General features: G+C 65.0%; 28 protein-coding genes, 1 tRNA gene and 1 pseudogene. 9 read left to right on the top strand and 21 right to left on the bottom strand.

The genetic code is table 11. The annotated features are described in order from the left end of the window. Nucleotides 1-108 precede the first annotated feature (108 nt). Together dcd and HDC94_RS02715 are read right to left on the bottom strand one after the other, a co-directional pair. A complete protein-coding gene (gene dcd, locus HDC94_RS02720; RefSeq protein WP_179494643.1) occupies nucleotides 109-714 on the bottom strand; it encodes a dCTP deaminase in 606 nt (201 codons plus the stop codon). 141 nt (nucleotides 715-855) lie between these two features. Further along, nucleotides 856-1,374, bottom strand: a pseudogene (locus HDC94_RS02715) (formylglycine-generating enzyme family protein); the annotation flags it as partial. Between the two features lie 10 nt (nucleotides 1,375-1,384). On the opposite strand from HDC94_RS02715, the gene HDC94_RS02710 reads away from it, so the two are divergent. The 4 genes from HDC94_RS02710 (at nucleotide 1,385) to HDC94_RS02695 (ending at nucleotide 4,760) form a co-directional block, all read left to right on the top strand. Further along, nucleotides 1,385-1,921, top strand: coding sequence for a sugar phosphate isomerase/epimerase (locus HDC94_RS02710; RefSeq protein ID WP_257021618.1), 537 nt, complete (start codon nucleotides 1,385-1,387; stop codon nucleotides 1,919-1,921). A gap of 46 nt (nucleotides 1,922-1,967) precedes the next feature. After that, a tRNA-Gly gene (locus HDC94_RS02705) sits at nucleotides 1,968-2,038 on the top strand. Between the two features lie 410 nt (nucleotides 2,039-2,448). Then, entirely contained in the window at nucleotides 2,449-4,080 is a 1,632-nt protein-coding gene (locus tag HDC94_RS02700) for an FAD-dependent oxidoreductase (protein ID WP_179494637.1), read from the top strand. 44 nt (nucleotides 4,081-4,124) lie between these two features. Further along, nucleotides 4,125-4,760 carry a dienelactone hydrolase family protein gene (locus HDC94_RS02695; protein ID WP_308495607.1) on the top strand — a complete coding sequence of 212 codons (636 nt, stop codon included), beginning with the start codon at nucleotides 4,125-4,127 and terminating at the stop codon, nucleotides 4,758-4,760. On the opposite strand, the gene HDC94_RS02690 is transcribed toward HDC94_RS02695, so the two are convergent. Further along, nucleotides 4,757-5,569 carry an IclR family transcriptional regulator gene (locus HDC94_RS02690; RefSeq protein ID WP_179494633.1) on the bottom strand — a complete coding sequence of 271 codons (813 nt, stop codon included), beginning with the start codon at nucleotides 5,567-5,569 and terminating at the stop codon, nucleotides 4,757-4,759. The genes HDC94_RS02695 and HDC94_RS02690 overlap by 4 nt on opposite strands. Before the next feature lie 99 nt (nucleotides 5,570-5,668). Between HDC94_RS02690 and HDC94_RS02685 the strand changes: the two genes are divergently transcribed. Beyond that, nucleotides 5,669-6,106, top strand: coding sequence for a cupin domain-containing protein (locus HDC94_RS02685; protein WP_179494631.1), 438 nt, complete (start codon nucleotides 5,669-5,671; stop codon nucleotides 6,104-6,106). A gap of 65 nt (nucleotides 6,107-6,171) precedes the next feature. Here HDC94_RS02685 and HDC94_RS02680 read toward each other — a convergent pair whose 3' ends face one another. From HDC94_RS02680 to HDC94_RS02645, 8 genes are all read right to left on the bottom strand, one after another. Then, nucleotides 6,172-7,221 (bottom strand): sugar ABC transporter substrate-binding protein, encoded by a 1,050-nt coding sequence (locus tag HDC94_RS02680; protein ID WP_179494630.1) that lies wholly within the window; start codon nucleotides 7,219-7,221, stop codon nucleotides 6,172-6,174. 87 nt (nucleotides 7,222-7,308) lie between these two features. Continuing rightward, on the bottom strand, nucleotides 7,309-8,325 hold the full coding sequence (locus tag HDC94_RS02675; protein WP_179494628.1) for an ABC transporter permease: 1,017 nt from the start codon (nucleotides 8,323-8,325) through the stop codon (nucleotides 7,309-7,311). Beyond that, on the bottom strand, nucleotides 8,322-9,839 hold the full coding sequence (locus tag HDC94_RS02670) for a sugar ABC transporter ATP-binding protein (RefSeq protein WP_179494626.1): 1,518 nt from the start codon (nucleotides 9,837-9,839) through the stop codon (nucleotides 8,322-8,324). The genes HDC94_RS02675 and HDC94_RS02670 overlap by 4 nt, the downstream gene beginning before the upstream one ends. Nucleotides 9,840-9,950: 111 nt before the next feature. Then, a complete protein-coding gene (locus tag HDC94_RS02665; RefSeq protein WP_179494624.1) occupies nucleotides 9,951-10,337 on the bottom strand; it encodes a zinc ribbon domain-containing protein in 387 nt (128 codons plus the stop codon). Nucleotide 10,338: 1 nt separating this feature from the next. Continuing rightward, a complete protein-coding gene (locus HDC94_RS02660) occupies nucleotides 10,339-11,136 on the bottom strand; it encodes an N-acyl homoserine lactonase family protein (protein ID WP_179494623.1) in 798 nt (265 codons plus the stop codon). Between the two features lie 3 nt (nucleotides 11,137-11,139). Next, complete coding sequence (locus HDC94_RS02655) at nucleotides 11,140-11,955, bottom strand: NAD(P)-binding domain-containing protein (protein WP_179494621.1); 816 nt, start codon at nucleotides 11,953-11,955, stop codon at nucleotides 11,140-11,142. After that, nucleotides 11,952-12,731 carry an SDR family NAD(P)-dependent oxidoreductase gene (locus tag HDC94_RS02650; RefSeq protein WP_179494619.1) on the bottom strand — a complete coding sequence of 260 codons (780 nt, stop codon included), beginning with the start codon at nucleotides 12,729-12,731 and terminating at the stop codon, nucleotides 11,952-11,954. Before HDC94_RS02650 ends, HDC94_RS02655 begins: the two co-directional genes overlap by 4 nt. A 25-nt stretch (nucleotides 12,732-12,756) precedes the next feature. Further along, nucleotides 12,757-13,575 (bottom strand): fumarylacetoacetate hydrolase family protein, encoded by an 819-nt coding sequence (locus HDC94_RS02645; RefSeq protein WP_179494617.1) that lies wholly within the window; start codon nucleotides 13,573-13,575, stop codon nucleotides 12,757-12,759. Between the two features lie 133 nt (nucleotides 13,576-13,708). On the opposite strand from HDC94_RS02645, the gene HDC94_RS02640 reads away from it, so the two are divergent. Then, the gene (locus tag HDC94_RS02640) at nucleotides 13,709-14,389 is read left to right on the top strand and encodes a FadR/GntR family transcriptional regulator (protein ID WP_179494615.1); all 681 of its coding nucleotides are present in this window, start codon (nucleotides 13,709-13,711) and stop codon (nucleotides 14,387-14,389) included. Here the strand turns inward: HDC94_RS02640 and HDC94_RS02635 are convergent, their stop codons facing one another. The 3 genes from HDC94_RS02635 to HDC94_RS02625 form a co-directional block, all read right to left on the bottom strand. Next, nucleotides 14,390-15,037: a heme oxygenase (biliverdin-producing) gene (locus HDC94_RS02635; protein ID WP_179494613.1), complete on the bottom strand. Its 648-nt coding sequence runs from the start codon at nucleotides 15,035-15,037 to the stop codon at nucleotides 14,390-14,392. Between the two features lie 106 nt (nucleotides 15,038-15,143). Beyond that, on the bottom strand, nucleotides 15,144-15,440 hold the full coding sequence (locus HDC94_RS02630) for a DUF2470 domain-containing protein (protein WP_308495606.1): 297 nt from the start codon (nucleotides 15,438-15,440) through the stop codon (nucleotides 15,144-15,146). Nucleotides 15,441-15,637: 197 nt separating this feature from the next. Continuing rightward, complete coding sequence (locus HDC94_RS02625; RefSeq protein WP_179494612.1) at nucleotides 15,638-16,939, bottom strand: ATP-dependent RecD-like DNA helicase; 1,302 nt, start codon at nucleotides 16,937-16,939, stop codon at nucleotides 15,638-15,640. A gap of 75 nt (nucleotides 16,940-17,014) precedes the next feature. Here HDC94_RS02625 and HDC94_RS02620 point away from each other — a divergent pair, with 75 nt between their 5' ends. Further along, a complete protein-coding gene (locus HDC94_RS02620; protein WP_179494610.1) occupies nucleotides 17,015-17,986 on the top strand; it encodes a hypothetical protein in 972 nt (323 codons plus the stop codon). A gap of 234 nt (nucleotides 17,987-18,220) precedes the next feature. Here HDC94_RS02620 and HDC94_RS02615 read toward each other — a convergent pair whose 3' ends face one another. The 7 genes from HDC94_RS02615 to HDC94_RS02585 all read right to left on the bottom strand — a co-directional run bounded on the left by HDC94_RS02615 (nucleotide 18,221) and on the right by HDC94_RS02585 (nucleotide 23,597). After that, nucleotides 18,221-20,194, bottom strand: a complete 1,974-nt coding sequence (locus HDC94_RS02615; RefSeq protein WP_308495605.1) for a cytochrome c oxidase assembly protein — start codon at nucleotides 20,192-20,194, stop codon at nucleotides 18,221-18,223. Between the two features lie 73 nt (nucleotides 20,195-20,267). Then, complete coding sequence (locus HDC94_RS02610; protein ID WP_179494608.1) at nucleotides 20,268-20,555, bottom strand: HU family DNA-binding protein; 288 nt, start codon at nucleotides 20,553-20,555, stop codon at nucleotides 20,268-20,270. Nucleotides 20,556-20,610: 55 nt separating this feature from the next. Continuing rightward, a complete protein-coding gene (gene rpsN / locus HDC94_RS02605; RefSeq protein ID WP_179494606.1) occupies nucleotides 20,611-20,916 on the bottom strand; it encodes a 30S ribosomal protein S14 in 306 nt (101 codons plus the stop codon). Between the two features lie 3 nt (nucleotides 20,917-20,919). Continuing rightward, the gene (gene rpmG, locus HDC94_RS02600) at nucleotides 20,920-21,087 is read right to left on the bottom strand and encodes a 50S ribosomal protein L33 (RefSeq protein WP_179494604.1); all 168 of its coding nucleotides are present in this window, start codon (nucleotides 21,085-21,087) and stop codon (nucleotides 20,920-20,922) included. Continuing rightward, on the bottom strand, nucleotides 21,087-21,323 hold the full coding sequence (rpmB, locus tag HDC94_RS02595) for a 50S ribosomal protein L28 (RefSeq protein WP_018188988.1): 237 nt from the start codon (nucleotides 21,321-21,323) through the stop codon (nucleotides 21,087-21,089). Before rpmB ends, rpmG begins: the two co-directional genes overlap by 1 nt. A 152-nt stretch (nucleotides 21,324-21,475) precedes the next feature. Continuing rightward, complete coding sequence (locus HDC94_RS02590) at nucleotides 21,476-22,864, bottom strand: reverse transcriptase domain-containing protein (RefSeq protein WP_179494602.1); 1,389 nt, start codon at nucleotides 22,862-22,864, stop codon at nucleotides 21,476-21,478. Beyond that, complete coding sequence (locus HDC94_RS02585) at nucleotides 22,857-23,597, bottom strand: SLATT domain-containing protein (protein ID WP_257021616.1); 741 nt, start codon at nucleotides 23,595-23,597, stop codon at nucleotides 22,857-22,859. The genes HDC94_RS02590 and HDC94_RS02585 overlap by 8 nt, the downstream gene beginning before the upstream one ends. A gap of 292 nt (nucleotides 23,598-23,889) precedes the next feature. Here HDC94_RS02585 and HDC94_RS02580 point away from each other — a divergent pair, with 292 nt between their 5' ends. Together HDC94_RS02580 and HDC94_RS02575 are read left to right on the top strand one after the other, a co-directional pair. Beyond that, entirely contained in the window at nucleotides 23,890-25,110 is a 1,221-nt protein-coding gene (locus HDC94_RS02580; RefSeq protein WP_218870427.1) for a DNA cytosine methyltransferase, read from the top strand. Next, complete coding sequence (locus HDC94_RS02575) at nucleotides 25,110-26,054, top strand: NotI family restriction endonuclease (RefSeq protein ID WP_179494598.1); 945 nt, start codon at nucleotides 25,110-25,112, stop codon at nucleotides 26,052-26,054. Before HDC94_RS02580 ends, HDC94_RS02575 begins: the two co-directional genes overlap by 1 nt. The last annotated feature ends 19 nt before the right edge of the window (nucleotides 26,055-26,073 follow it).

Genomic DNA, 26,073 nt, shown 5'->3' with positions numbered 1-26,073 from the left:
TACCGGACAGCCTCGGAGAGAGAGTTCTGCCACGGCGTAGTGGTCGGGCGCGAATGCGCAATTCCACTGTAGCGTGGCTCTAGCCAATATGGCTACCGCTTCACGAAGCTAGTTGCCCGTGGCCCCGGCATCCGTCGACGTGACATCGGTGCGGTGGAAGTTCATGAAGCTTCGGGATGCCGTAGGCCCGCGCTGACCCTGGTAGCGGTTGAGGTACGCGCCGGAGCCGTAGGGGTTGTCGACCGGCGAGCTCGTGCGGATGAAGCAGAGCTGCCCGATCTTCATGCCCGGCCACAGCTTGATCGGCAGGGTGGCGACGTTGCTGAGCTCGAGCGTGACGTGCCCGGAGAAGCCGGGGTCGACGAAGCCCGCGGTCGAGTGGGTGAGCAGGCCGAGGCGACCGAGCGAACTCTTGCCCTCGAGTCGGGCGGCGATGTCGTCCGGGAGGGTGACGAGCTCGAACGTCGACCCCAGCACGAACTCGCCGGGGTGCAGGATGAACGGCTCGTCCGGCTTCGTCTCGATCAGGCGGGTCAGCTCGGGCTGGTCCTCCGCCGGGTCGATGAACGGGTACTTGTGGTTGTCGAACAACCGGAAGAAACGGTCGAGCCGCACGTCGATGCTCGACGGTTGAACCATGTCGAGTTCGAGGGGCTCAAGGCCGATGCGGCCGGCGTTCAGTTCGGCACGGATGTCGCGGTCTGACAGCAGCATGCGGCCCAGTCTATTGACGCCCAATGGGTCCGCCGCATCCGCCCGCCCTGTGGACAGTCATCCTCCGTCGAGGTGGCCGCTACCTTGTTGCAGCGGATTTCGCGGCCGTCTGAGCATCTCGCGGAGCCGAGCGAATCCCGATCACGCCTGATGGGCGTGCAGCGCCACCGTGCGAAATCCTGCGTTCGACATCGACGACAGCGGCGAGTTGGACGACCGCGCGGAGTTGCGATACCGATTGCAGTAGCTGATGTGGCAGAGAAAGCTACCCCCTCGCAGCACCCGATAGTGCCCGCGCTCTGGTCCCCGCGGGTCCTCGAGTGGAGACTGCGTGTAGTACCGGGCAGAGTACTTGTCCGCGCACCATTCCCATACGTTGCCCACCGTTTGCCACAGCCCGTAGGCGTTGGGCTGGAAGCTCTTGACGGGTGCCGTGGTAGCCCACCCGTCGTCCAGAGTGTTGAGCGTGGGGAACTCGCCCTGCCAGATGTTCGCGCGCCAACCGCCCTCGTCCACCGCGTCGTTGCCCCAGGGGTAGGTCGCCCCGTCCAGACCGCCGCGGGAGGCATACTCCCATTCGGCCTCGGTGGGTAGCCGCCGACCCGCCCACGAGCAGTACGCCATGGCGTCATTCCAGCTCACGTGCACGACGGGGTGGTCGAGGAGCCACATGGTGAGGACAGCGAGTGCCGCCGCTGTTGGAGCGGATTTCCGTCTCGACCGGCTCGAGGGGGTCACCGAGATGATCGCCGAGTGCGCGAGCATCCTGAGTTCGGAAGGCCTGCGTGCCGGCCTGCACAATCACGTGTCGAGCTGGGTGGAGACCGAGCAGGAGATCGACTTCGTGCTCGGCGCTCTCGGGGACGACGTTCTGGGTGCGTCCTTCGACATCGGACATCTCGCGTGGGCCGGAATCGATGCCGTGTCGATGCTCCGAAGGCACTCCGATCGGATCGTCGATCTGCACATCAAGGATGTCGCGGCGGCGAGCCGAGCGGAACCCGACTCCTACGACCACACCGTCGACGCGGGAGTGTTCCGCGAGCCCGGAACGGGCGATCTGGATCTTGTGGCGATCCTGCGAGCGCTACCCCCCGAATTCGACGGCTGGATCGTGATCGAGGTGGACCGCCCCACCATGCCGCCCGCGGAGAGTGCACGCGTGGCCCACGCATGGGTCGAGCGGATCAGTCCGAGCCTGCGCTGACTCGCGGTCCTCGCCTACACTGGTCCCCAGTCGTTAGTGCGGCCACGCGGATGTAGTTCAATGGCAGAACTTCAGCTTCCCAAGCTGATAGCGCGGGTTCGATTCCCGTCATCCGCTCTCGAATGAAGAAGGCGTTCACCGCGAGGTGGGCGCCTTCTTCATTCGACAACAGTGCAGTGAATCGAATGGGCCCCCGCTGAGCAGTCCGCCGCGCGGCATAGCCGCGTGGTGGCGGCTCAGTAGGGGATTCCCGTCATCCGCTCCAATGAGAAAGCGCTCGCCCGAAGGGTGGGCGCTTTCTCATTGGTATTGAGTGGAGTGAATCGAATGGGCCCCCGCTGAGCAGTCCAGCGCGCGGCATAGCCGCGTGGTGGCGGCTCAGTAGGGGATTCCCGTCATCCGCTCTCCTCTGGAAGCGCCGCGGTGACGTTCCGGAGGACGCCACGCCGCGATTGCCGCCATTCGGCGGGTCCGTGCGGCGCGTCCTCCTCCGCAACGTTGGGCCCTGCTCCTCATAGGATCTCCTCGTGATCTCTCCCGACGAGCTCCGCTCAGTTCCCCTCTTCTCCGACCTCACGGACGACCAGCTGCGATTCGTCGCACGGTCGGTCGAGGACATCCGTCTCATGCCTGGCGAGTTCGCTGGCCGCGAGGGTGACGAGCGCGCGCTCTTCATCATGATCGAGGGCCGCACCGAGTTGACCAAGGAGGTCAACGGCGTCGAACGGGTTGTGGGTAAGCGGCATCCCGGGCAGATCTTCGGGGAGGTGCCGATGCTGCTCAGTACCAAACTGCCGGCGAGTATCGGAGCGGTGGAGCCGACACGGCTACTCAAGCTCGAGCCCGGCCCGCTCGTGAAGCTCGCCGTCATCGCGCCGCAGATCAATGAGGCGTTGAGTGAGCTCGCGGTCGGGCGCATGCGAGACCTTCGGGAGCTGGCATCCGAGGCTGCACGCCCCGAGCTCACCGTCATCGGGCCCATGATCGATCCCCGCGTGCATGTCGTCTGCACCTTCCTTGTGCGCAACCAGGTGCAGTTCGAATCCGTCAACGCGGATGACCCCGCCAACGCCGAGCGGCTCGGTGACCTCTCCGACTTCCCTGTCCTCGAGACCGCGGATGGCACGCGCCTGACCAACCCGAGCGTGCGCCAGATCGCCGCCCTGAGCGGCCTCGCCGTCGACCCGGAGCTCGATCACTACGACGTGATCGTCATCGGTGGTGGTCCAACCGGTCTCACCGCCGCGGTCAACGGCGCGGCTGAAGGCCTGCGGACGTTGGTGATCGAGAGGTTCGCCCCTGGAGGGCAGGCCGGCACGTCGTCCCGCATCGAGAACTACACGGGCTTCCCGTTCGGCGTTTCCGGCGACGAGCTAGCGGCCAAGGCCCTGCGTCAGGCCAAGCGCCTCGGAAGCGAGATCATCGTCACTCGTACCGTCGAGGCCATCGACCCCTCGGCCCGCACCGTCACTCTCGACGGCGGCACAACGCTCGCAGCCAAGGTCATCCTCCTGACATCGGGCGTGGAGTGGCGCCGACTGCCGCTGGAACGCATCGAGCACTTCGTCGGCAACGGCGTCTACTACGGGGCGGCGCGCAGCGATGCAGGCAACGCGCACGGCAAGAACGTGTACATCATTGGTGCTGGCAACTCCGCTGGTCAGGCCGCGATCTTCTTCTCACGCCACTCGAAGGCCGTGACTCTCATCGTGCGCGGGGAGTCGCTCGCAGCGAGCATGTCGCAGTACCTCATCGACCAGATCGCGACCAACCCGCACATCACCGTCGAAACGCGGTCGGAGGTGACTGCCCTCCACGGCGACGACGACCTCGCCGAGATCGACGTCACCGACAACCGCACCGGCACCACGACGCGCCGCGAGGCCGAGGTGCTCTTCGTCATGATCGGCGCTGATGCCGAGACATCCTGGCTACCTCAGGAGATCGGGCGCGATGCGAACGGATTCGTGCTGACCGGGCCTGCGGCCAGCGGATGGCATGCCGATCGGGACCCTTTCGCCCTGGAGACGACGGTGCCGGGCATCTTCGCGGCCGGCGATGTGCGTTCCGGCTCGGTCAAGCGCGTGGCGGCCGGCGTCGGCGAGGGCGGGATGGCGATCGCCTTCGTGCACCAGTATCTGGCGCTCGCCAACCCGTAGAGCCTGCGCCCGTCGCGTGGTTACCATCGACTATGGGCGAGCTCGTGCCAATCCCCTCTCCGGGCATTCCCCTGCTCTTCGGTGAGGCGGGCAATCCGGTCGTTGTCGTGGTCCACGACATGTACGGTCGGCTGCCCGGGCTCACGAGCTACGCCGAGGCGCTGGCGAGCCGCGGCTTCCGCGTTTCGGTTCCTGACCTGTACGACGGCGTGTGCACCGTCGATGAGGATGCCGCGCTCGAACTCATGGGCCGCCTCGAGATCGGCACCGCCCTCGCCGAGATCGATGACTCCATCGCTGGCGCCCAGGCCACCGGAGACGAACGGGTGGGACTCGTCGGTTTCTCGGTCGGCGGATGGCTCTCGCTGCTTCACGCCCAGGCCGGTGCGGTGGATGCGGTGGTGGCGTACTACGCGAGCCTTGCCGCGGCAGACCATGGTGTCATCCCCTGTCCCGTGCTCCTGCAGTGGGCTGAGACGGATACCTGGGATGCAGGGGAAGAGCCGGGGCCTTTCGTCGAACGACTCCAGGATCACGGCACGCCCGTAACCGAGCACCACTATGTCGGCACCGTGCACTCGTTCGCGAACTCGAGCCTGCCCGACGCAATCAACGCGCGCGCTGCCGGCCTCGCCTTCGCGCGGACGGCCGTGTTCCTGGAGAAGTACCTCGTCGACTAGTGGCCGCGAGGGCCTCGCCGGGGGAGGCGCCACGGTTGCACGGTACCTGCAGCTGAGGCCTCGGCGATGACGCTCGTCGCCGCAACGCCGAGACGCCTGAGGTGTCGCATCCCCCCTCGCGCGCTCGGCACGGACACCACGGCGGCCACGCGATCACGGTAGGTGGATCCATCGAGCGGCACAGCGATGGAGTCCACTCCGGTTTCGGATTCCTGCACGGCAAAGGCATACCCGTCGTGGCGGATGTGATCCAGCTCGGCCGCGAGCGCGTCTGCACTCGCGATCGTTCGGCTCGTGCGCTGGGGCAGCTCGGCGTTCGGGATCATCGAACGGATGAGACGGTCATCCAGCGCGGCAAGCAGCAACTTGCCCGCCGCCATCGAGTTGGCGGGTGCGGTCATGCCGATCCGGGATCCCATGTCGTTCTCGTTGATCGACCTGCGCCCGTCGACGACGAGCACCTGGCTCCCGATGAGAACGGCGGCGTGAACGGTCTCGCCGGTGGCATCCCGGATGCCGTCGAGCACGCTCGCCCAGCGCCGCTTGACGGTGACGTCGATGGCGGCGATCTCCGCCAGGTGCACGAGAGCAGGTCCCGGGCCGTAGCCGCGGCCGGTGGGAGCAAGCAACAGGTAGCCAGTCTCTTCGAGGGTGCGTAGCGCGCGGTACGCAGCCGACCTGCTGGTGCCGAGTTGCCGCACGACGTCGCCGATGCCGATGCGTTCGCGCCCGCTGGCAAGCGCGATGATGCGGAGGGGCAGCTCCTGCGTGCGGGGGACGCCATGTGATTCGCTGAGCGGAACAACCATGATCAATCAGTAGCACGAATCGGAGGCCGATCGATACTGGTGAGTGGGCGGCGGTGCCGCTCGATCCAGAACCACATCACCATCACAGAGAGGTGCCCGGTGACCGACACCAGCCAGAAACTCAAGACCCTGTCCGTGCAGCGCGCGGCCGACCTGAAGGCCGCCCCCGGCCAGACCCTCAATGCCCGCCGCATCTCGGGAGTCGCCAAGGAGAACACCGAGGTCGAGGGCCTCTGGTTCGGCAAGGTGCACACCGGCCCCGGTGAGATCTCGGACCCCCACCACCACGGCGAGGCCGAGACGGGTGGCTACGTGTTCCAGGGGCGCGGCTTCATCCGCTTCGGCGAACGCTACGAGAACCTCGTGATCCTGGAGGAGGGTGACTTCGTCTACGTGCCGCCGTTCGTGCCGCACATCGAGGGCAACCTCAGCAAGAGCGTCGAGCTGGTCTGGATGACTACGCGCACGCCCGACAACATCGTGGTGAACCTCGAGGATCAGGATGTCGCAGACATCGAGATCCCCTTCACCGACTAGCAGCACCACTGAAGAGGGCCCGCCGCGAACAACGCGACGGGCCCTCTTGTCATGGGAGGAGCCGGCTAGACCGTGTTGCCCCAGATGGCCTCGTCATCGACGTTGTCGATCGTGACGAAGAGCGCGGGGATGAAGTCGGTCAGCACACCGCCATCATCGATGATCTCGCTGTCGTGGTCGGTCGGGCCGGCCTCGACCGTGCCGCCCTCGAGTGCGAGCTTCAGGTAGGCGACGGCCTGCTCACACTGCTGCACGAGGGGCTGGGCGACGAGGTTATCCATGTAGCCGTCACGGATGGCCTGGAGTCCCTCCGGCGATCCGTCGATGCCCGACAGGTAGATGTGTCCGTCCTCACCGACCGGGAACAGCAGGTTCAGCTTCTTGAGCGTAGATAGTGCACCGGGGCCGTAGACAGAGTCGCTCGCGAGCACGAGTGCGTCGTACTGCTGGCCGGAGCCGAACGCGGTCTCGATGATCGTGGTCGACTCCACCGGGTCCCACTTGGCTTCCTTCATCGTGACGGTGACGCCCGGGAAGTTCTTCGAGACGCAGTCGTTGAACGACTCCCAGCGCTCACGGCCGGTGGAGTCGCTCAGGAAGCCTGCGACATAGAAGATCTGCGCGTCATCCGGGATGTTGCCCTCGAGCGCCTCGCACTGGAGCGTGCCCATCTCGATGCCGCTCGGGCGCACGTTGACGAAGACCTTGTCGGTGTTCACGCCGATGTTGGGGGTCACAACCGGGATGCCCTGGCTGACCGTGGAGTCCACGACCCCGGCGAGCGCGTCAGAGTCGTTCGGCGTGAGGAGGATGCCCTTGGCACCGCGACTGATGAGGCTCTGCACGTCGGAGATCTGCTGCGAGCTGTCGCCGTCGGCGTTGGTCGGCTCGAGGGGCGCGAACCCGGCGTCCTTCGAGTACTGCGTGAGCAGGGCCACGGCGGCCTGGTTGAACGAGTTGCCGAGGAACGCGTTGGCGATACCGATAACGGTGCCACCCTCCTCGGTGCCGGCATCTCCGCCGCCGCCTGCGGCACAGCCGGTGAGAGCAGCGGTGGCAACGATGGCAGCGGTGGCGAGCACCGTTGCCCGTCGTCGTGAAGGCAGGAATGACATGTCTAACTCCTTTGTTTGATGTGCATCTGGTGCGGGTGGGTAGTGCTGTGGATCACGGCATCCGAGGGGGTGGTCGGAGGCCTGGACTCACTTCTGGCGTCGACCGCTGGTGAACCGGGCGAGCACGAGGGCGACAAGGATGATGAGCCCGTAGGTTGCGGAGATCCAGTAGGACTGGATGTTGGAGAGCACGAGCAGGTTGTTGACCACTCCGAGCAGCAGCACGCCGCTCGCGGCGCCGAGCATGGTCCCGCGGCCGCCGTTGAGGCTGATGCCGCCGATCACGCAGGCGGCGAGCACCGAGAAGATCAGCCCAGAACCCTGCGTGGCCGTGGCGGCACCGAGCCGGCCGGTGAGGAGCACGCCCGCGAGACCTGCGAGCAGACCGGAGACGACGTAGACGCCGATCACCGTGCGAGCCACGGGGATGGCTGCTGCTGATGCCGCGAGCTCGTTGCCGCCGATCGCGTACAGCGACCGCCCGATGCGGTGGTATCTCAGGAAGAGGCCGGCCACGATGAACAGCACCGCGGCCACCCACACCGAGACGGGGATGCCCAACCACATCGCCGAGCCGAGGTAAAGGTAGGCATCGGGGATGCCGTAGAGCGTGCGACCCTCACCGATACCCTGGGCGACACCCGCGAGCAGGATGAGCATCGCAAGAGTCACCACGAACGAGTTGAGACCGACCTTCATGACGAGCACGCCGTTGATGAGGCCGACTATTCCGCCAACGAGGATCGTGAGCAGGATGCCCAACACCGGATCCATCTCGAGGCCAAGTCCGCCCGTGGCAACCGGAATGACGAGCCACACCCCGAGTACCGGCGCCAGGGTCACGATCGATTCGGTGGACAGGTCGAGACGCCCGGTGAGCATGACGAGCGTCTGGGAGACCACCAGCACGCCCAGCACCGCGGATTGCGCGAGGATGTTGACCACATTGCTCGGCGAGAGAAAGAGCGAGTTCGCGAGGGATCCCACGACAAGCGCGACCACGAGCACGGGCAGGAGCGGATACTCCTTGATGAAACTGAGCACGGGATTCGAGCGGCGCCTGGGCGTTGCATCCGTGGTCGATGGTGCTGTGGTGGCGCTCATGATTCTGTGACTCCTTCGATTGCCGCGATCATGTCTTCGCTGCTCCATCCCTGATCGAACGTGCGGATGATGCGCCCGTCGAACATGACGTGCACGATGTCGCACGCCCGCAGTTCGGTCAGCGTGTTCGATGCGATGACTGTGGCCAGACCCTCGGATGCCGCGAGCTCGAGCCGATCGAAGATCGCCCCCGTCGACACGATGTCGACTCCCGCGGTGGGGGTGTCGAGCACGAGCACGGAGGGCTGCGACTCGAACGCCCGCCCGAAGAGGGCCTTCTGCTGGTTGCCGCCGCTGAGGCTTCCAATCGCCGTTTCGCGCGACTCGGTCTTGACCCCGAAGTCGGCGATGATGCGGTCGGCGGCCTCCCCCCGTGCACGTGGGCTCACGAATCCGAATCGACCGAGCTTGCCCGGGGTGGTCGCGGTCACGTTCTCGTCAACGCCGAGCTCCGGGAACAGACCCTCGCGAAGCCGATCCTGCGGAACGGAGCTGATGCCAGAGGCGAGGCTCCTGCGAACGGATCCCGCCACCACGGCGTCACCTCGCACGGTGACCCTGCCGGAGGTGGGAACGAGGAGGCCGGAGAGCACGCGGCCCACCTCGGTGGCTCCCGAACGCAAGGACCCCGCCAGTCCAACGACCTGGCCCGGGCGCGCCTCGAAGGAGACGGGCCCGAAGCGTCCGTCGAGCGTGAGCGCCTCGACGCGGAGCACCGGCTCCGAGGCGGAGGTGAGTGCGGGGTTACCGCGCGGATGCTGCGCCACTGCGCCATCCGTCGTTCCGGACATCGCACGGATGATGGTGGGCTCGTCGAGTTCGGATACCTCGGCCGTGAGCACGGCGCGCCCATCGCGGAACACGACCGCGCGGTCGCACACCTCGAAGACCTCGGGAAGGAAGTGCGAGATGTACAGGAAGCTGACCCCTCGCTCCTGCAGCTGGTGAATGCGCTCGTGGAGTCGCGCGGTCTGGTGGGAGTCGAGCTGCGCGGTCGGCTCGTCGAGGATGATGAGCCGACTACCGCGGGAGAGTGCTCGCGCGAGTTCGACGGACTGCCGCTCTTCGAGGGTGAGGTCCTCCACTCGCATCCGTGGATCGAGGTCGACGCCCCACTCGAGCAGCGACGCCCGTGCATCCGCGTGGGCCTTGCGCCACGCGATCAGACCGCCGCCGATGTTCGCGATGCGATCGATGAACAGGTTCTCGGTGACGCTCAGGGACGGGATGAGGGTGCTGTGCTGGTACAGACAGGAGATGACGCCGCGAGCGCCCTCCTCGCCGATGCGATGCCCGGCGATGCGGATGTCACCACCGTCGGGTTCGATCAGACCGGTGAGCGCCGCGACCAGAGTCGACTTGCCCGCCCCGTTGCGCCCGATGAGCCCGACGGTCTCGCCCGCGGAGATGGTGATGCTCACGCCGTCGAGGGCCTGCGTGGCGTCGAACCGCTTGGAGACGGCGTCGACGACGAGCAGGGCGTCGGCCTGCGGGGTGTCAACCGTTGCGTTCATGTTCCTCACCGTTGAAGTGCATGGCGGGCCTGACCCGTCGTTCTGATCATAATGACTATAACCGTTATGATCAATAGGCTCGATCGTCGGAAGATGGCGGAGTGGGCGGCTCTAGGCCGCAGTCGGGGGCGATACGGCAACGCCGTGCACACCGGCGGAGGGCGTGAGAGTCCCCTCGGAGATCATTCGCTCCTGCGCTCGGAACTCACGCTCCAGGCCGCGCTCGTCACCGGAGAGTCGCGCGGTCAGTGCGCGGGCGGCCGTCGGCAGGAGACCGCAGGTGCCCAGGCCGTCGGGGTGGTCGTGGCCATGGCCAGACGAGCTGCTTGCGGTCGTGGCATCCGCCGGCTTGCTCGCTCCCAGCCGGAAGCTGTACACCCGCCGCGCCTCAGCGCCGCACCGCGTGCAGTCGACGGACGACGCCGCGGGATGCTGCACCCTTTGCTCGGCAACGAGACCACAGGCACCGCAGCGGTAATCGACGAGGATGCCACCCACCTCAGGCCCCGTATCGTCCTGCGCCGCCGAAGGCGACCCAGTCCCGGTTGTCGTGCGCAATCCAGACCTTCGCGTCATAGGCGTCGCGAATCTGCTGGAGGCGACGGATCGAATCGGTCGCCTGCGAGGTGTTGTGGTCGCCGCCCATCGGCATCGTCCACTCGATGTTCTCGCGCAGGTGCACGGTGTCGCCCGTCAGCAGGAGAGTTTCTCCCGGGAGCTGAACCAGCAGCCCGGAGTTGCCCGGAGTGTGGCCCGGCAGGGAGAGCATCACGATGCTGCCGTCACCGAACAGGTCGTAGTCGCCCACGACGGGGTTCCAGCGGAAGTCACGGGTGGCCTCGATGTCGGGCCATCGGCACGAACCCGCGGCACCGCCATCCGGCCAGAACACGAAACGCAGGTCGGCGAGACCCATGTAGAGCTTGGCGTTGGGGAACAGCTTGAGCCCCCCGGTGTGGTCGAAGTGAGCGTGCGAGACGACGACGTGGGTGACGTCGCTCGGCGAAAAGCCCATCTTCTCGATCTGGCGATCGACGCGGTTCTCCGCGGAGAAGCGCATGTCGAAGACCGAGGCGAGCTCGCCGTACTCCTCCACCTGACGATCCGCGGCGACGGGGTCAAGTCCCGTGTCGAAGAGCACGAGACCGCGCTCGTGCTTGATGAGGAACGATGTGATCGGATGCACGCTCACGCCGGAGCCGCCGAGAACGACGAGGCTCGCGTCGTAGGTGAGCGAACCGTGGTCGAGTGCCCAGAGTGCTTCGGCCGTGCCTGTGTTGGGTGCGGAGAGAACCATCGGTTACCTTTCTGCGGCGTCGTTGCCTGTGGTGGATCGTTCGGTGGCGGTGCGGTGTCGCGCGGCGGCGACGGCACCCATGAGGTCTGAATCAATGGTCGTCGACGGGAAGGCGACGGAGTAGTCGTCGTGCAGAAGGCCGAAGTCCTTCCACAACAGATCGACGGGGAAGTCCTCGAAGTGGTCGGCCATCCAGCCGCCCCCGCTGGAGACACGAACGACATCCAGCATCTGCGCGGGATCCAGCCCCAGCCCCGCCGCCTGCTCTATTGTGGCGGTCAGGGCGTGGGCGTTGGCGGCACCGAGCGCGTTGTTGAGGAGCTTTGCGGCCGCTGGCAGGCCGTACCCCTCGAAGCGGAACACCGTGGTCGCGGCATCCTCGAGCCAGGAGACCGGGGCGCCGGCGAGGAGCACGGTCATGGTCCCGGTGCGTGCGCCGAGCACTCCACCGGACACCGGAGCCTCGGTGAGCGGGCGGGTCGTGGCGAACCGGTCGGCGAGGGCACGGGCATCCGATGGCCTCAGCGTGCTCAGTACCGAGACTGGCACGCCGTCGAACCACGGGTCTGCCGCGAGATCCTCGAGCACCGAGACGACCTGGTCGTAGAGGCGCACGAAGACAAGCACCTCGGAAGGTCGCGTGCCCTGGCCCTTGATCGCGGCCAGCGAGTGCAGCACCAGAACGCCGTCCACGCTCGTTCCGGCCGACCCCACAGGCGCGAGAAAAGGATCGACACCCACCACCACATGGCCGCGTTCGATGAGACGTGCGCCCATCGCCGAGCCCATCGCCCCGACGCCCACCATCACCAGGGTCATGAGAGCATCCCGCCGTCGACGGTCACCGTCGTGCCTGTCACGTAACCTGCCGCGGGGCTCAACAGGAATGCAACGACGGCCGCGACATCCTCCGGCGTACCGGCTCTGCCGAGCGGTACCTGCTCGATGATGGCGTCGGCACCCGCCGTGCTCGCGGTCATCGCCGTCGCGATGAAGCCCGGCGCGACCGCATTGACGCGGATACCGCGGGGCGCGAGTTCCCGCGAGAGCGAGCGCGTGAGGTTGGCGATGCCTGCCTTCGTTGCGGCGTAGTGGGAGGACGACGGGAGAGTCGGTGCGAAGGTGGCATCCACCGGTCCGCCCGTTCCCATGCGCGCGGTGATCGACGAGATGTTGACGATGGCGGCGCCCGCGTTGTCGGGCATGTGGGCGAGCGCCGCACGCGTCACGCGCACGGGCCCGAAGAAGTTGACCGCGAAGATCTGCTCCCATGCTGCGTCGTCGATGTCCTCGAACATGAACTTGCGGCCGTCGTTCTTGGGCGAGATGCCCACGGAGTTCACGAGTCCAGCCAACTGCCCGCGGCTCGCGGCTGTGCGCACGAGTTGCTCGACGACCGCCGAGTCCGACAGATCCCCGACGAACGCGAACGAGCCGGGAACCTCGGCCACGACACGGTCGCATGCCTCGGCGGACAGATCTGCGACACACACCAGGTAGCCGGCCGCCGCCAACTCGCGCACGATCGCCGAACCGATGCTGCCCGCCCCGCCAGTGACGATGGCAACTCGTGCGTCGTTCGATTCGATAGCCATGTGATCCTCCTCGATCATGTGCGTTTCAGTCCGCGGCGACGCACACGTTGTGCAGTTCGCCGATCCCCGCGATCGACGTCGAGACGACATCTCCTGGCGTGAGGAAGATCGGCGGCTTGCGCGAGAACCCTACGCCTGCGGGTGTCCCGGTCGCGATGACGTCGCCCGGCTGGAGCGTCAGGAACTGCGTGATGTAGACGACGAGATCGACCGGGGTGAAGATCATGTCCGACGTGGTTCCCGCCTGCATCACCTCGCCGTTGACGGAGCAGGTGACGGCGAGACCAGCCGCGAGGTCGAGTTCGTCGGGGGTCGTGACATCCGGCCCGATGGGGCACGTTCGATCGAAGTTCTTACCCTGGAACCACTCGCTCGTGCGGTTCTGCCAATCGCGGATGCTGATGTCGTTGAGCACCGTGTAGCCGAGGATCGCCTCGGCCGCCGTCTCCGGCGTTGCGTGCCGGATCTCGCTGCCGATCACGATCGCGAGCTCGGCCTCCCAGTCGATGCGGGTGCTCACACCAGGCAGTTCGAGGCGATCGTTCGCGCCGACCAGGGTGGTTGCCACCTTCGCGAAGAGGGTCGGCACGGCCGGCGCCTCCTTGCCCACCTCGAGCGCGTGGTCGGTGTAGTTGAGGCCTGCGCAGATGATCTTGCGCGGGCTGAGCACGGGAGGCAGTACGGATGCCGCGTCCGGTGCCGCACCGGGGCGCCCATCCTCGTGCTTCCAGGGGCCCGCCTCCACCAGCGCCATGACGTCGACGGCGTCGTGGTAGCGGTACTCACCGTCCCGCAGCGAGTATGCCGAGGAGGAATCCGCTGTGCGGACCGTTCCGAGCTTCATCGATCATCCTTCGCCTTTGAGGGGTTCGTGCGTTGCTGTTCCGAAACCGCCCGCTAAGTTGGGTGAAGTCGGGGTGTGCGAATTCAGCATAATCGTTATCATCTATACGTCAAGTGACCAAAGGAGACACCTGGTGCGAGTCGGTTCGAAGGCCGAGACGGTGGCGCTCGCGCTGGAATCGGAGATCGAGCGGAGCGGGCTGACCGCCGGCGACTCCCTGGGCACGAAGTCCGATCTCGCCGCCCGCTTCTCCGTCTCACCCGGAACACTCAACGAGGCGCTGCGGCTCCTGCAGTCCGGCGGGATCATCGCCCTCAAGCCCGGCCCCGGCGGGGGCGTCTTCGTGGGCGCGCCAGCTCCCCCGCTGCGTCTGCGCAACATCATCGTCGGCACGACCGGCGCCCAGGCCGAACTCGCCGACGTCGTCGCCGTGCGGGACGAGCTCGAGGTGCTTGTCGCCGTCGAGGCCGCGCGCCGCTGCACGCCAGCCCAGGCCGAGCAGCTGAGGGCTCAGCTCAGTGTGATTGCCTCGCTACCGAAGGGCCGGGAGGAGACCCTCGAGATCTTCCGGCTCCACAAGATGATCGCGCGCATCGGCGGCAACGCCTTCCTGACCCGCGTCTACATCGAGTCCCTCGACACGATCGAGATGCTTGTCACCGACTACGCGGTGTCCCCTGCGCCAGCGCCGGGAGTGCGCCCGGACACGGTCGAGGTGCACCGCGCACTGCTCGAGGCCGTGGCATCCGGCGACCTCGCGCGCACGCGCGCTGCCGCGATCGCGCATACGCCGATCCCGCACGAAGCTGTTTAACTAGGCGGCGGCCTTCGCGGCGCTCAGGTCCTCGAAGAGCTCCGTGTTGAAGCGGTAGGCCACGAGCACCTCGTCGATGACGCGCTCGCGCTCCTCGTCGCTCCAGGTGACGGCGTCGAGCTGGTCGCGGTACGTCTCCTTGAACTCCTTGGGGCTCGCGATCTGGTCGAACAAGTAGAAGCCGATACCGTTCGTGTCGAAGCCGAAGTGGCGCTGCATGAGGCGCCCGATCGCCTGGCCGCCCGAGAGGTCGCCCATGTAGCGCGTGTAGTGGTGGGCGACGAAGCCGCCGGCCCAGTTCTCGGCTGCGACCTCGTTGATGCGCTTGACGTAGCGATCCGTGGTGGGCAGCGGCGAGATCTGGTTGCGCCAGTCAGCACCGAGGAGGAACTCAAGGTCCTGCTCGAGTGCGGGCATGCGCGTGAGACTCGGGGAGATGAAGGGCGAGGCGAGCGTGTCATCCGCGAACTGCTCGGCGGCCGCCTCGAGGGCCTCGTAGATGAAGTAGTGCTGGGCGACGAGGGCGATGTAGTCCTCGCGCGAACCCGTGCCCGACATGAGGTCCTTCATGAAGCTCGCCCCCTCGCTGTCGCCGTGGGAGGTCCAGGTGCGCTCGCGGAGAGCCTGCGAGAAGGGAATGACGGTCACCGGGTACTCCTGACGGCTGCGCGGGTTAGGTAACCCTCAGTTTAGCGGGTGGGATGCCACGGGGCGCTGGGGAGTTCCTCTGACCTGGCCCTGCGGCCTCCACGGCTCAGTGCTCGCGGAAGTCGATTCCGAGCTTCTCGCACGCCGCCCGGTAGACGAACACGATCTCGCGTCGGATCTCCGGGCGCTCGCTGATCGGCTTCGACCACGGCACGGTGACAGTCTGCTCGGCGCCGTCCACCTCGTACGTCCAGGTGCCGCCGAGGTCGTCGAGGGTGGTCATCCGCGCGTTCGTCGCGTCCGGGTTTCCGAAGGCGCGCGCGACGAGCTGGCTGTCATCGTTGTGGTCGTCGTTCATGTGGTGGAGCACGGCAGCAACGACGTCGTCAGAGAAGGTGGGCACGGGTTAACGGTACCTACTCGCTCGGCCGCACCGCCGCCCGCTGGTTGAGGAGCGACCGAAGGTCGCGTCTCGAAACCTCACATCCGAAGTACCTCGGTGGTTAGGTTTCGATAACGCCGGGCTTCGCCGCGGCTACTCAACCCACCGGCTTTCGATGACGGCCGCTTCGCGGGCCTAGTCAACCAGCAGAGGCGGCACTACGCCTTGATCGCCGGGATCGCCGTCACCCGATCCATGAAGCGCACCACGTTCTCGTCGACGATGATGTCGCTCGGGCGCAGCGGGCGCGTCATGTAGAGCCCCTCGAGGTCCGTGAGGCGGCTCAGCGCCACGTACGTCTGACCGGGCGCGAACGACCGGGCGCCGAGGTCGATGATCGCGCGGTCGTAGCTCTTGCCCTGCGACTTGTGGATGGTGACCGCCCATGCCAGCCGCAGCGGGAACTGCGTGAACTCGGCGACGATGTCCTTGCGCAGGGACTTCGTGAGCGGCGAATAGCTGTAGCGGAACTTCTCCCAGATCGCCGGCTTCACCTCCTGCCGCACGCCGTCGATCTCCACGAAGACGGTGTCGGCAATCTTGAGCACGGTGCCGACTGTCCCGTTGACCCACCGCGGTGCGCTGCCATCCCACGGGGTGTCGTTGCGCAGGAACATCACCCGTGCGCCGACCTTGAGCTCGAGCACCTCATCCGCGGGGTAGGCACGACCGCCGAACTCCCCGGAGACTTCCGCACGAGCGGTGAGCGCCCGCCCGGGCAGGCGCGCGAGTTCGGTGGCGTTGATGCGAGTCACGGTGCCATTGGTGGTGGCGAGAGTGATCGCGCCATCCGTCGGTGCGGGTCTCGCGCCCATCTCGTTGAGGCGGCCCGCGATCTCGGCGGTGACCTGTCCGTGGCGCACCGCGTTGAGCATCCATGTGAACTCTCGGTCGGACTGGCGGTGAATCTGCCCGAGCTCGTAGATGGTGAGGTCCGTCTCATCCCACACGCGGGCGTCGAAGAACCACAGGGAGCGGTAGTGGTCGGAGAAGTACGCGCGCTCGTCGCCCTCGCCCGGCACGGGGGCAAGCTGGTACGGGTCGCCGAACAGGATCACCTGCACCCCGCCGAACGGTTCATCCTTGCGCCCACGTGCCTGGCGCAGCGAGCGGTCGATCGCGTCGAGCAGATCCGCGTTGACCATCGACACCTCGTCGATCACGAGCGTCTCGATCGTGTTCAGCAGGCGGCGCAGTTCGTCGGTCTGGTCGATGTCGTGGTCGGCGATGACCCCGATCGGCAGGCGGAACAGCGAGTGGATGGTCTGGCCACCCACGTTGAGCGCCGCGACACCGGTCGGCGCACACACGACCATCTGCTTCGAGGAGTTCTCCGACAGGTAGCTCAGCAGCGTCGACTTACCCGTGCCGGCACGGCCCGTGACGAAGATGTGGTCGAGGGTGGTCTCGATGCGATCGAAGACGGCCTGCTGCTCCGGGGAGAGGGCGAAGGCTGTCACTCATTCACTGTACGACCTCCCCCGAGCACGACAGAGTCATGAGCGATGCACAGGTGAACAACTTAGGATGTGGGCATGCGCCGCGAGATCATCACCTGGTCCGTTATCGCGGCAATCATTGTCGGCGGGTTCGGTGTCACCGTGCTCGCGCTTAACAATTCGCTCTACTCCGCCTCCGGTTTCGTGAGCTCCTACCTCGATGCCCTCACCCGCAAGGATGCAGCAGGCGCGCTCGAGATCATCGGCGGAATCCCTGACGATGCCGACGGCGTCGACACGCTGCTGCGCCGCGCCACCATGCCGGATCTCACGGATGTCACGATCCAGAGTGACGAGGAGGTCGAGAACCGCGTCCACCGGGTGACCGTCTCGTACAAGGTGGATGACACCCCCGGAACAACCATCTTCTCCGTCGTCTCCACGGGCCGAGCCTTCGGGCTCTTCCCCGAGTGGACGTTCACTGACGGACCACTCTCCACCGTCTACGTGACGGTCGTCGGCGACACGCGATTCACCGCCAACGGGCTCGACCTGGTCACCCCCACCCCCGACGAGCCGCAGGGGTACCTCGCCTTCACCCCGGGTGCCGTGACGCTGTCGCACGCGACGACGTTCCTGGACGCGCCGCCCGTCACCGTGCCGGTGAGTGAGCCCGCGGCATCCATCCCCACGGCCGTCGTCGTGCAGCCGAACGCCCACATGATCGAGCTCGTGCAGGCCGACGTGAACGACTCGCTCGACACGTGTGCGACGCAGGAGATCCTGATGCCGACGGGGTGCCCGTTCGGCCAGTCGATGAGCAATCGCATCGCCAGCACGCCGGTCTGGTCGATCGCGCAGTACCCCGAGGTGAGTATCCGCATGGGCGAGCGCGCGGGCGAGTGGGTTGTGCCATCCACGCCGGGCACTGCCCACCTGCTCGTGGACGTGCGCAGCCTCTTCGACGGAACGATCTCGACCTTCGACGAGGACGTGCCCTTCACGGTGAGCTACGCGATCGCGTTCCTCCCGGGCGACGAGCTGCTCATCACGGCCCGCTACGAGTAACGCCGCCCCCTGAGGGGACCGCGGGGCCGGCCTCGCTCCCTGAGGAGGACCGCCAGGCCCCTCCCCGCTCCCTGAGGAGAACCGCCACGCCCCTCCCCGCTCCCTGAGGAGAACCGCCACGCCCCTCCCCACTCCCTGAGGAGGACCGCAGGTCCGTCTCGAAGGGCGCCCCACCGAGCAACGTCGGCTGCGCTTCGAGACGCGGCTTCGCCGCTCCTCAGCGAACGGTCCCCTCTACCGCCGCTTCGCCCGCTCGGCGAGCATCTTGTTGTACGCCTCGAGCTCGGCATCCCCGTCCCGGTCCGCCTGGCGGTCGAGTCGCTTCGTCTCCCGTGCGTCGCTGCGCGACCACAGGTAGACGATCGTGAGCGCGAGGATCGCGTTGGGGATCTCGCCCACGCTCCAGGCAATGCCGCCGCCGGACTGCTGGTCCTGCAGCGCCGTGAACCCAAGGTCCCAGCCCATCGCGCCGTACCAGTTGGCGAGCAGCAGGCCGGTGCCCGTCATGATCGCTAGGCCGAAGAACGCGTGGAAGGCCATCGTCGCCAGCAGCACGACGAGCCGCACCGGGTACGGGAACCGTGAGGGCGCCGGGTCGATGCCGATGAGCGACGAGACGAACAGGTAGCCCACGAGCAGGAAGTGCACGACCATGAACTGGTGGCCGACGTGGTTGGTCGTCGCGAAGCTGAAGAGCGGCGTGTAGTAGAACACCCAGAGCGAGAACGTGAAGAGCACGGCGGCGACGATCGGGTTCGCGAGGATCGCGAAGAAGCGCGAGTGCACGAGGATCATGAGCCATTCGCGGATGCCACGGCTGCCGTCGTCTCGCTTCTTGATGGCCCGCAGCGCCAGGGTGATCGGAGCCCCGGGCACGAGCAGGAGCGGCACGATCATGCCGATGGTCATGTGCGCGAGCATGTGCGAGCTGAACAGGAACTTCTGGTACAGGTTGACGCCGCCGTTGGTGGCCCAGAACAGCACGAGCAGGCCGCTGATCCACAGCACGGTGCGGTACCAGGGCCACGAGTCACCGCGACGCTTCAGCCGGATGACCCCCAACACGTAGAACGTGATGCCGAAGGCGCACGCCAGCAGCCAGAGTAGGTCGATGTTCCACTGCGTGAAGTAGTTCACGAAGTCCGCGGGTGGCGGGAGCGCCCGACCGGTGAGGATCTCGGCGGGGCTCGGGTCGATGAGATCCTCGGCCGTCTGCTCGGTGACGGGGGTCGCGGTGCGGGCGAGCGCGGCTGCGGCTCCGGTCGCGATTCCCATGAAGGCGATCTCGCCGAGAACGAGGAGTGTGAACCAGGGGCGTTCGCGGGCGGCTGGCCGTGACATCCGGCCGATCATCCAGCGGCGCTGGATCGCCCCGAAGAAACCGAGCGCGAGGAGTGCCAGCACCTTCACGACAATCAGCCCGCCATAGGGCGTGAACATGTTGTCAATGGTCTGCACGCGGATGAGCGCGCTCACGTAGCCGGAAACGGCGACCACGATGAAGCAGATGAGGGCCACCGTCGAGTACCTGGTGAGCACAACAACGAGGCGGGAGCGGTCCATGGTGGAGCGGATGAGCACGAGCGTGAGCAGGCCGCCGACCCACGCTCCGGCGAAGAGCACGTGGAGGAAGAGGGCGGTGGATGCCGCGTCGTGGTCGGCCGTGCCACCGCGGTGTCCCTGGAGGGTGGGGGGCAGCATCCCGTAGGCGGCGAGGATGGCGACGAACGCGAGCACCGTCTGGTTGCGCACGGCGAAGGCGAGCGCGGTGACGGCCGCCGCTACGAGCATGCTGGTGAGCCACGCCTGGCCGAGTTCGGTGGCGGTGAGGAAGTTGGCGAGCAGTTCGCCGAACTCGTTGTCGAGTCGGAACGGCTGGCTGAACACGCTCATGAACGTGAACAGTGCTGTGGCGGCGGATGCCACGGTCCACACGGCCGCGGACGCCGCTGCCACATCGAGCGCCCTGCCGTACTCCGGCCGTTTCGCGTCGAGGGCGAACCCGGCGAGCACGAGTGCGCCGAGTGCGCCCGCTGCGCCGAGGTTGACGAGCATCTTGGCGATGGGGAGGCCGTAGCGCACGACGGGGCCCGGGTCGAGCAGGAGGGGTGCTGCTGCGCCGCCGCCGTAGGCGAGGCCTGCGAGCACGGTCGCGAGTGCCGCGAGGATCAGGATCGCTGGGGCTGCGATCTTCACTGTTCGGGGCACTGGTCAAGCTTAAGGCGAAAGGGCGACGACCTTCGCGGTCGTCGCCCTCAAGCGTGCTTCTGGTGAAGCGGAATTACTTGGCTGCTGCCTTGAGCTTGCTGCCGGCGCTGATCTTCACGCCGTTGCTCGCCTTGATCTCGATGGCCTCACCCGTCTGCGGGTTGCGGCCGGCACGGGCGGCACGGAACGTGCGCTCGACGGCGATCCATCCGGGGATGGAGACCTTGGTGCCCTCGCTCACCGAGCTGGCCAGCACGGAGAAGATCGAGTCCACGACGGCGCTCACGGTCGCCTGGCTCTGGCCAGACTCTGCGGCGACTGCCGCGACGAACTCGGTACGGTTTAGTGACTTGTCAGCCATTGAATGTCCTCCTCGGACCTCATGCAATTGGTGGAGCGTGTTTAGCGCCTGAAATCTACCAGCTTGACTTGGTAATTCCGGGCAATTCGCCCCGGTGCGCCATTTCGCGGAAGCGAACGCGCGAGATGCCGAACTGGCTGAGGAAACCGCGGGGGCGTCCGTCAATCGAGTCACGGCCACGCACGCGCACCGGCGATGCGTTGCGGGGGAGCTTCTGCAGGCCGACGCGTGCGGCCTCGCGGGACTCGTCGGTTCCGTTCGGGTCGACGAGTGCCTTCTTCAGCTCAAGGCGGCGTGCGGCGTAGCGCTCGACGATGACCTTGCGCTGCTCGTTCTTGGCAATCTTGCTCTTCTTGGCCATGTCTTAGCGCTCCTCGCGGAATTCAACGTGCTGGCGGATCACCGGGTCGTACTTCTTCAGCACGAGGCGGTCGGGGTTGTTGCGACGGTTCTTCTTCGTCACGTAGGTGTAGCCGGTGCCCGCGGTGGAGCGGAGCTTGATGATCGGACGAACGTCCTGCTGCTTAGCCATTAGATCTTCTCCCCACGTGCAAGAAGGTCCTTGACCACGGACTCGATGCCACGAGCGTCGATCACCTTGATGCCCTTGGCGGACAGCGTCAGCGTGACGTTACGGCGCAGCGAAGGCACGTAGTAGGTCTTCTTCTGGATGTTCGGGTCGAAACGACGCTTGGTGCGTCGGTGCGAGTGCGAGATGTTGTGCCCAAAGCCGGGAACGGCTCCGGTCACCTGGCAGACTGCTGCCATGGTTGTACTCCTGTTCTGGTTACCGTGACGCTTCCGTATTGAACGGATGCTTCACCCAAGATCACTTGTCGGCGTGCCTGCTTCCCGGACTTACATGGGAGGCACACGTGTGTGCGCGGATGCGCAACCTGTCTAGGGTACGCGAAGAGCTCCTAGTAAGCAATCGCGAGATCAGTCTCGAGGGCGTCGATCTCGCGACGGAGGCGACGATAAAACCACTCGGCGACAGCCTCGTCTGAACTAGCCAAGATCTGTTCTTCAGGGAAGAGGAAGATGTCTCGGAGCACATCCCGCTGTTGATCAGATGTGTAGAGATCGAAGTTGGGAACGTATCCAGAGCGGTCGGATCTAGACCGAGCCGCGCGTCGGAAGGCTTTTACGAACGACTTCGGCTTGAGGCCCACGGTTGTGGCGGCTTTTCGGACCACGAAATAGTCGAGCTCCCGCAGGAGCTTGAAATCATTCATTAGCGCGAAGTAGTGAATCCAACCTCTTCGGTGTTCATCCAGAACACAGCCGGCAATCGTCAGGTCCAAGTACCATCGCAGCCGGACTTCGCAACTTGCCTGCCATTCTTCAGCGGAAAGGGCAATCGGGCGATCTGAGAGCGCGCGTCGGTACCGCAAGAATCGTTGGGCGATCTTCTCCTTCAGGCGACTAACAGTCTCGTCCCGGACTGAGATCGACCCCGCCGAAACTGAGTATCCGAGATAGTCGACCGGAAGCTCCAAGGTTCCCCAAGTGCTCTTGGAGCCGGCAACTGCCAGCTCGTGGCAGCGGAGGCCAAGCAGGTTTAGGTCGTCTTTGATTTCTTTGAACACCAAACGGTGTTTGCGGCGACGAGTCAGGACCAGGATGTCGTCCACGTAACGGAAGTAGGCCAGATCCGTGCGTGATTTCCACTTGGCATCGAAATCTTGCATCACAAGTTCCGCCACCGAATTGGAGATAGACAGTCCTTGGGGGACGCCTCTCGTCGAACGCGCTCCCCTCGAGGTCGCATTGTGTTTGAGCGTCGGAGTAGATATTGCAGAGTGCAGGATCTTTCTCACCTCGTCTAAGTCGACGAACCGGTCTATTGCTGCGACGGCAGAATCGTGGGAGATCGACGGATAGAAGTCTTCGACGTCTACACGTACGAAGTGCTTGAAGCTCCGTGTGTCGATTGCAGCGATCAAGTCGCGGATTACCTGCTGCGCGAGAGAGGGCTGTGATTCAGGGACCAGGCGGTGCAGATACCTCAGAATCGCCTTGAGTGGAGCCCGATCCCGTGCAGATGGGACCGATATCACCCGCGGGACCTTGCCAGCACCTTTAGAGGCAAGAACCTGCCGGTAGGCGATGAATCGATATTCGCCGGCTTGCAACTCAGAGCTTAGCTTCTCGACGTAGCTCGGCAAGTCACGCGCGAATCTGGTCGGCGACTGGCCGTCACGCCCTCGTGCATGGCTCCTCGCAGCCTCTTTCCGAGCCATCTCTATGAGGCTCTCAGGGGCCGTCAGGTTGACAAACACTGCTCTCTTCGCATCGGCCTCATTCACTGAGGAACCATCGGACTGTCGGGATCAGCGTGAGAGCTACGAGGACTGCGAGCGCTAGAGGGAGGTAGGTGAATGCCCAGCTGCTAAGGACACGGAGTCTAGCGAAGGCCCAGGGTCCCAGGAGGAGAAGCTCGTGGGATTCGGTGGCTACGTACGGGGGACGTGAGCTGCCCCGAGCGCCGAGCCGGGATCGCGCCCTTCGGTCTTTCCACGCCCAGTACGCCCGAAGTCGCGGCGGGAAGGCAACCCTAAAGTCCGCCTGAGTATGGTTTGGCACTTCATCCAGGAGACGCTGATAGCGAGCCTCCCAGTTGGCCAAGTCAGGCATGCGCCTGACACTCGTCGAGTCAAGCTCGGCCCAGAACCTCTGTAGGTCCCTATACGCCCTGAAGTACTGCAATGCCCTTACTGGGTAGTTCGCGCTCGCGACTAGGAGCGAGTTCACGAGTGTGAGGATGCTCACCACCGCGAACATAGTTGCACCGCGACTGCCGAATATCTCCGGGGCGATGATCTGAATCACACCATTTATGGCCAGCACGACGGCAGAAGTCACTAACACTGCGTTCCAGAGCACTCCTCGAGTCTCCAGCCGCCGAGCTGTCTCAAGGCGCGCGCGATAGGTGCGCTTCACGCGATGCTCGAGGCCCGCCTTGAGTTGATGCACAGATTTAGGGCTCGGCCGCCCCTGACCTTCGTCAGTGTGGGGCCCGGAGAGGCGTCCACTATTCATTCGTGCTCCTTGGAGTAGGGGCTGAGGTCACGCCGAGCGCGACAGCATCGCTGCGATATATACAAAGGCTTCGCTTGCGCGTCACCATGGCGACCGAGCCAAGTGAGAAGCTATCACTAGACGGCGTTGCTCCCGGCTGCATCTCTCTCAAAATGTGCCGAGGCTATGTCCGCTGTTCCAAGGTCCAGTGTCACAAGCCACGACTAACGTCGGTCATGGAGGCACTAGCAACAACTGGGACACACTCGTGACTGAGCGTGATGGCCTCCTGCCGATCACGTAATCTCGAGAAATGGAACGCGAGCCAATGGCAGGTCTCACCTCAATCGACTTGTTTGCGGGGGCGGGCGGCCTCTCCGAAGGGCTTCGCGAGGCAGGCTTCCGGACTCTCTACGCGAACGAACTCGTCCCGACCTATGCGGCCACCTACGCACTTAACCATTCAGAGACAACGGTCGACTCACGAGATATCCGATGGGTGGACGCTGGAGCCGTTCGCCGGGATCTAGGACTCCGCCCGGGCGAACTCGACCTCATCGCAGGTGGCCCACCCTGCCAGGGTTTCTCCATCAATGCACCGTTGAGATCGACCGAGGACCGACGGAACCATCTATTTAGGGAGTTCCTGCGGTTTGTTGAAGAGTTCCGTCCACGCGCCGTCTTGATCGAGAACGTCCCTGGTCTGGTGTCGTTCCAGAACGGCGCTACCTTGTCTGCAATACTCCAGTCGTTGGAGGATCTCGACTATTCGGCGGACGTCCAAATTCTCTATGCGCCGCACTTTGGAGTACCACAGACCCGTTGGCGGACTATCGTCCTCGCGGTTCAAAAGGGCAACGGTGTGCAACCCGCGTTTCCTGTTCCTTATCGTCACGCGCCGATGAGAGTGAACTTCACATCCCGGTTCGGAGGACGACAACTGGTAGCTCTGCCAAGGTCAGTCGAGTTACCTCCCCACACCACAGTTTCGGACGCAATTAGTGATCTCCCCCGACTCGAAAACGGCGAGCTTGGGGCTCGAGTGAAGGCGTACGCTACCGCTCCTACTAACGACTACCAGAGAGCTCTCCGAGCGGGTAGCCCTGGGGTCTTCAACCACGAGGCCGCACGGCTCTCTACGGTGAATCTTGAACGTCTCGCCCATATCCCCCAAGGTGGCAATTGGACTGACATACCCTTCGACCTCCTCCCCAAAGGCATGCAGAGCGCTCGCCGAACGGACCACACCAAGCGCTACGGTCGAGTGCATCCTGATGGGCTCGCATCGACAATTCTCACGAAATGCGATCCGCACTGGGGTGCCTATTTCCACTACGACCAGGACCGCGCATTCACCGTCCGCGAAGCCGCGCGAATCCAATCCTTCCCTGACGCTTATCAGTTCACCGGCTCGCGTGTGGATCAGTACGAGCAAGTCGGGAATGCCGTTCCACCCCTCCTCGGCGCAGCCGTTGGCCAGTCCATTTCAGCGGCCCTAGGTGCGAAGACTGACGCGTTGACCCGGGTGATTTGATGGCTGGGACGGTCTACGAGCTTTTCGGCTTCCGAGCCGCCGACACGTCCCAAGCTGCGCTCGTCGCTGCTCACGAATCGCACTGTCCGTTCTTGGACGACCGCTGCGAGAAGCGGTTGAGCGACGGTGTGGTATCTGGTGTCTGCACCGTAAAGCCAGTCACATCCCCGCCTGTCATTTGTTGCCCTGTTCGCCTCTACGCTGAGGACTACCGCATACTGCGCGACGTTGCGGACCGCGCCTTCAGCCCGGGTCTCTCGCTACAGCCGGGGCGCACCGCCGTTGAGCACGCCCAAACTAATGGCGAAGCGGTCGTTGCCGTCTTCGGTAAGCGTTGGGGTGGCGAACTCAGGCTGCCACAGAAGGACGGAATCAACTCTTACTTCGTGGACTGGATCCTGGCACTTCTGGACAAAGAGGGTGCTCTCGTTGAGTTCGTCGCAATTGAAGTGCAAACGATCGACACGACGGGAAACTACCGCGCTAGTCGCGCCGCCCTTTTAACTGAGACTCGCGACATAGTTCAATCCACAGTTGGGCTGAACTGGGAGAATGTGAACAAGCGAATTCTACCTCAGTTGATCTATAAGGGGCAGATTCTGCAACGCGAGGAACTTTGCAGAAAAGGGCTCTTTTTCGTGTGCCCAACCCCTATCTACGACCGAATCATGCGCAGGCTTGGTGGGGCATCTGGGCTGGTCAAGTACGCGTTACAGCCAGCGTCGATAACTTTTCTCCCCTACGATCTCAACCTTTTTGAACCAGCAATCAACGGGCAACCACTTCCGCTGAAAGCTGACGCGCACCATTCAACGACCGTGTACAAAGTTCAGGAAGCGTTCAATAACGTCACTCTTCCCGATGAGAACGTCTACAAGAACGCGATCGAGACCGCGCTGGGAGTCCCTATGGGCGGTTCAACCGACGACCTCTGGACCCAATGACCAAGGATGGCTACACAGT

It is taken from the genome of Leifsonia sp. AK011 (genome assembly GCF_013410945.1).
In the GTDB taxonomy this organism is placed as follows: domain Bacteria; phylum Actinomycetota; class Actinomycetes; order Actinomycetales; family Microbacteriaceae; genus Rhodoglobus.
The sequence above is the reverse complement of the archived record's forward strand: the minus strand, read 5'-3'. Positions and strand labels throughout refer to the sequence as shown.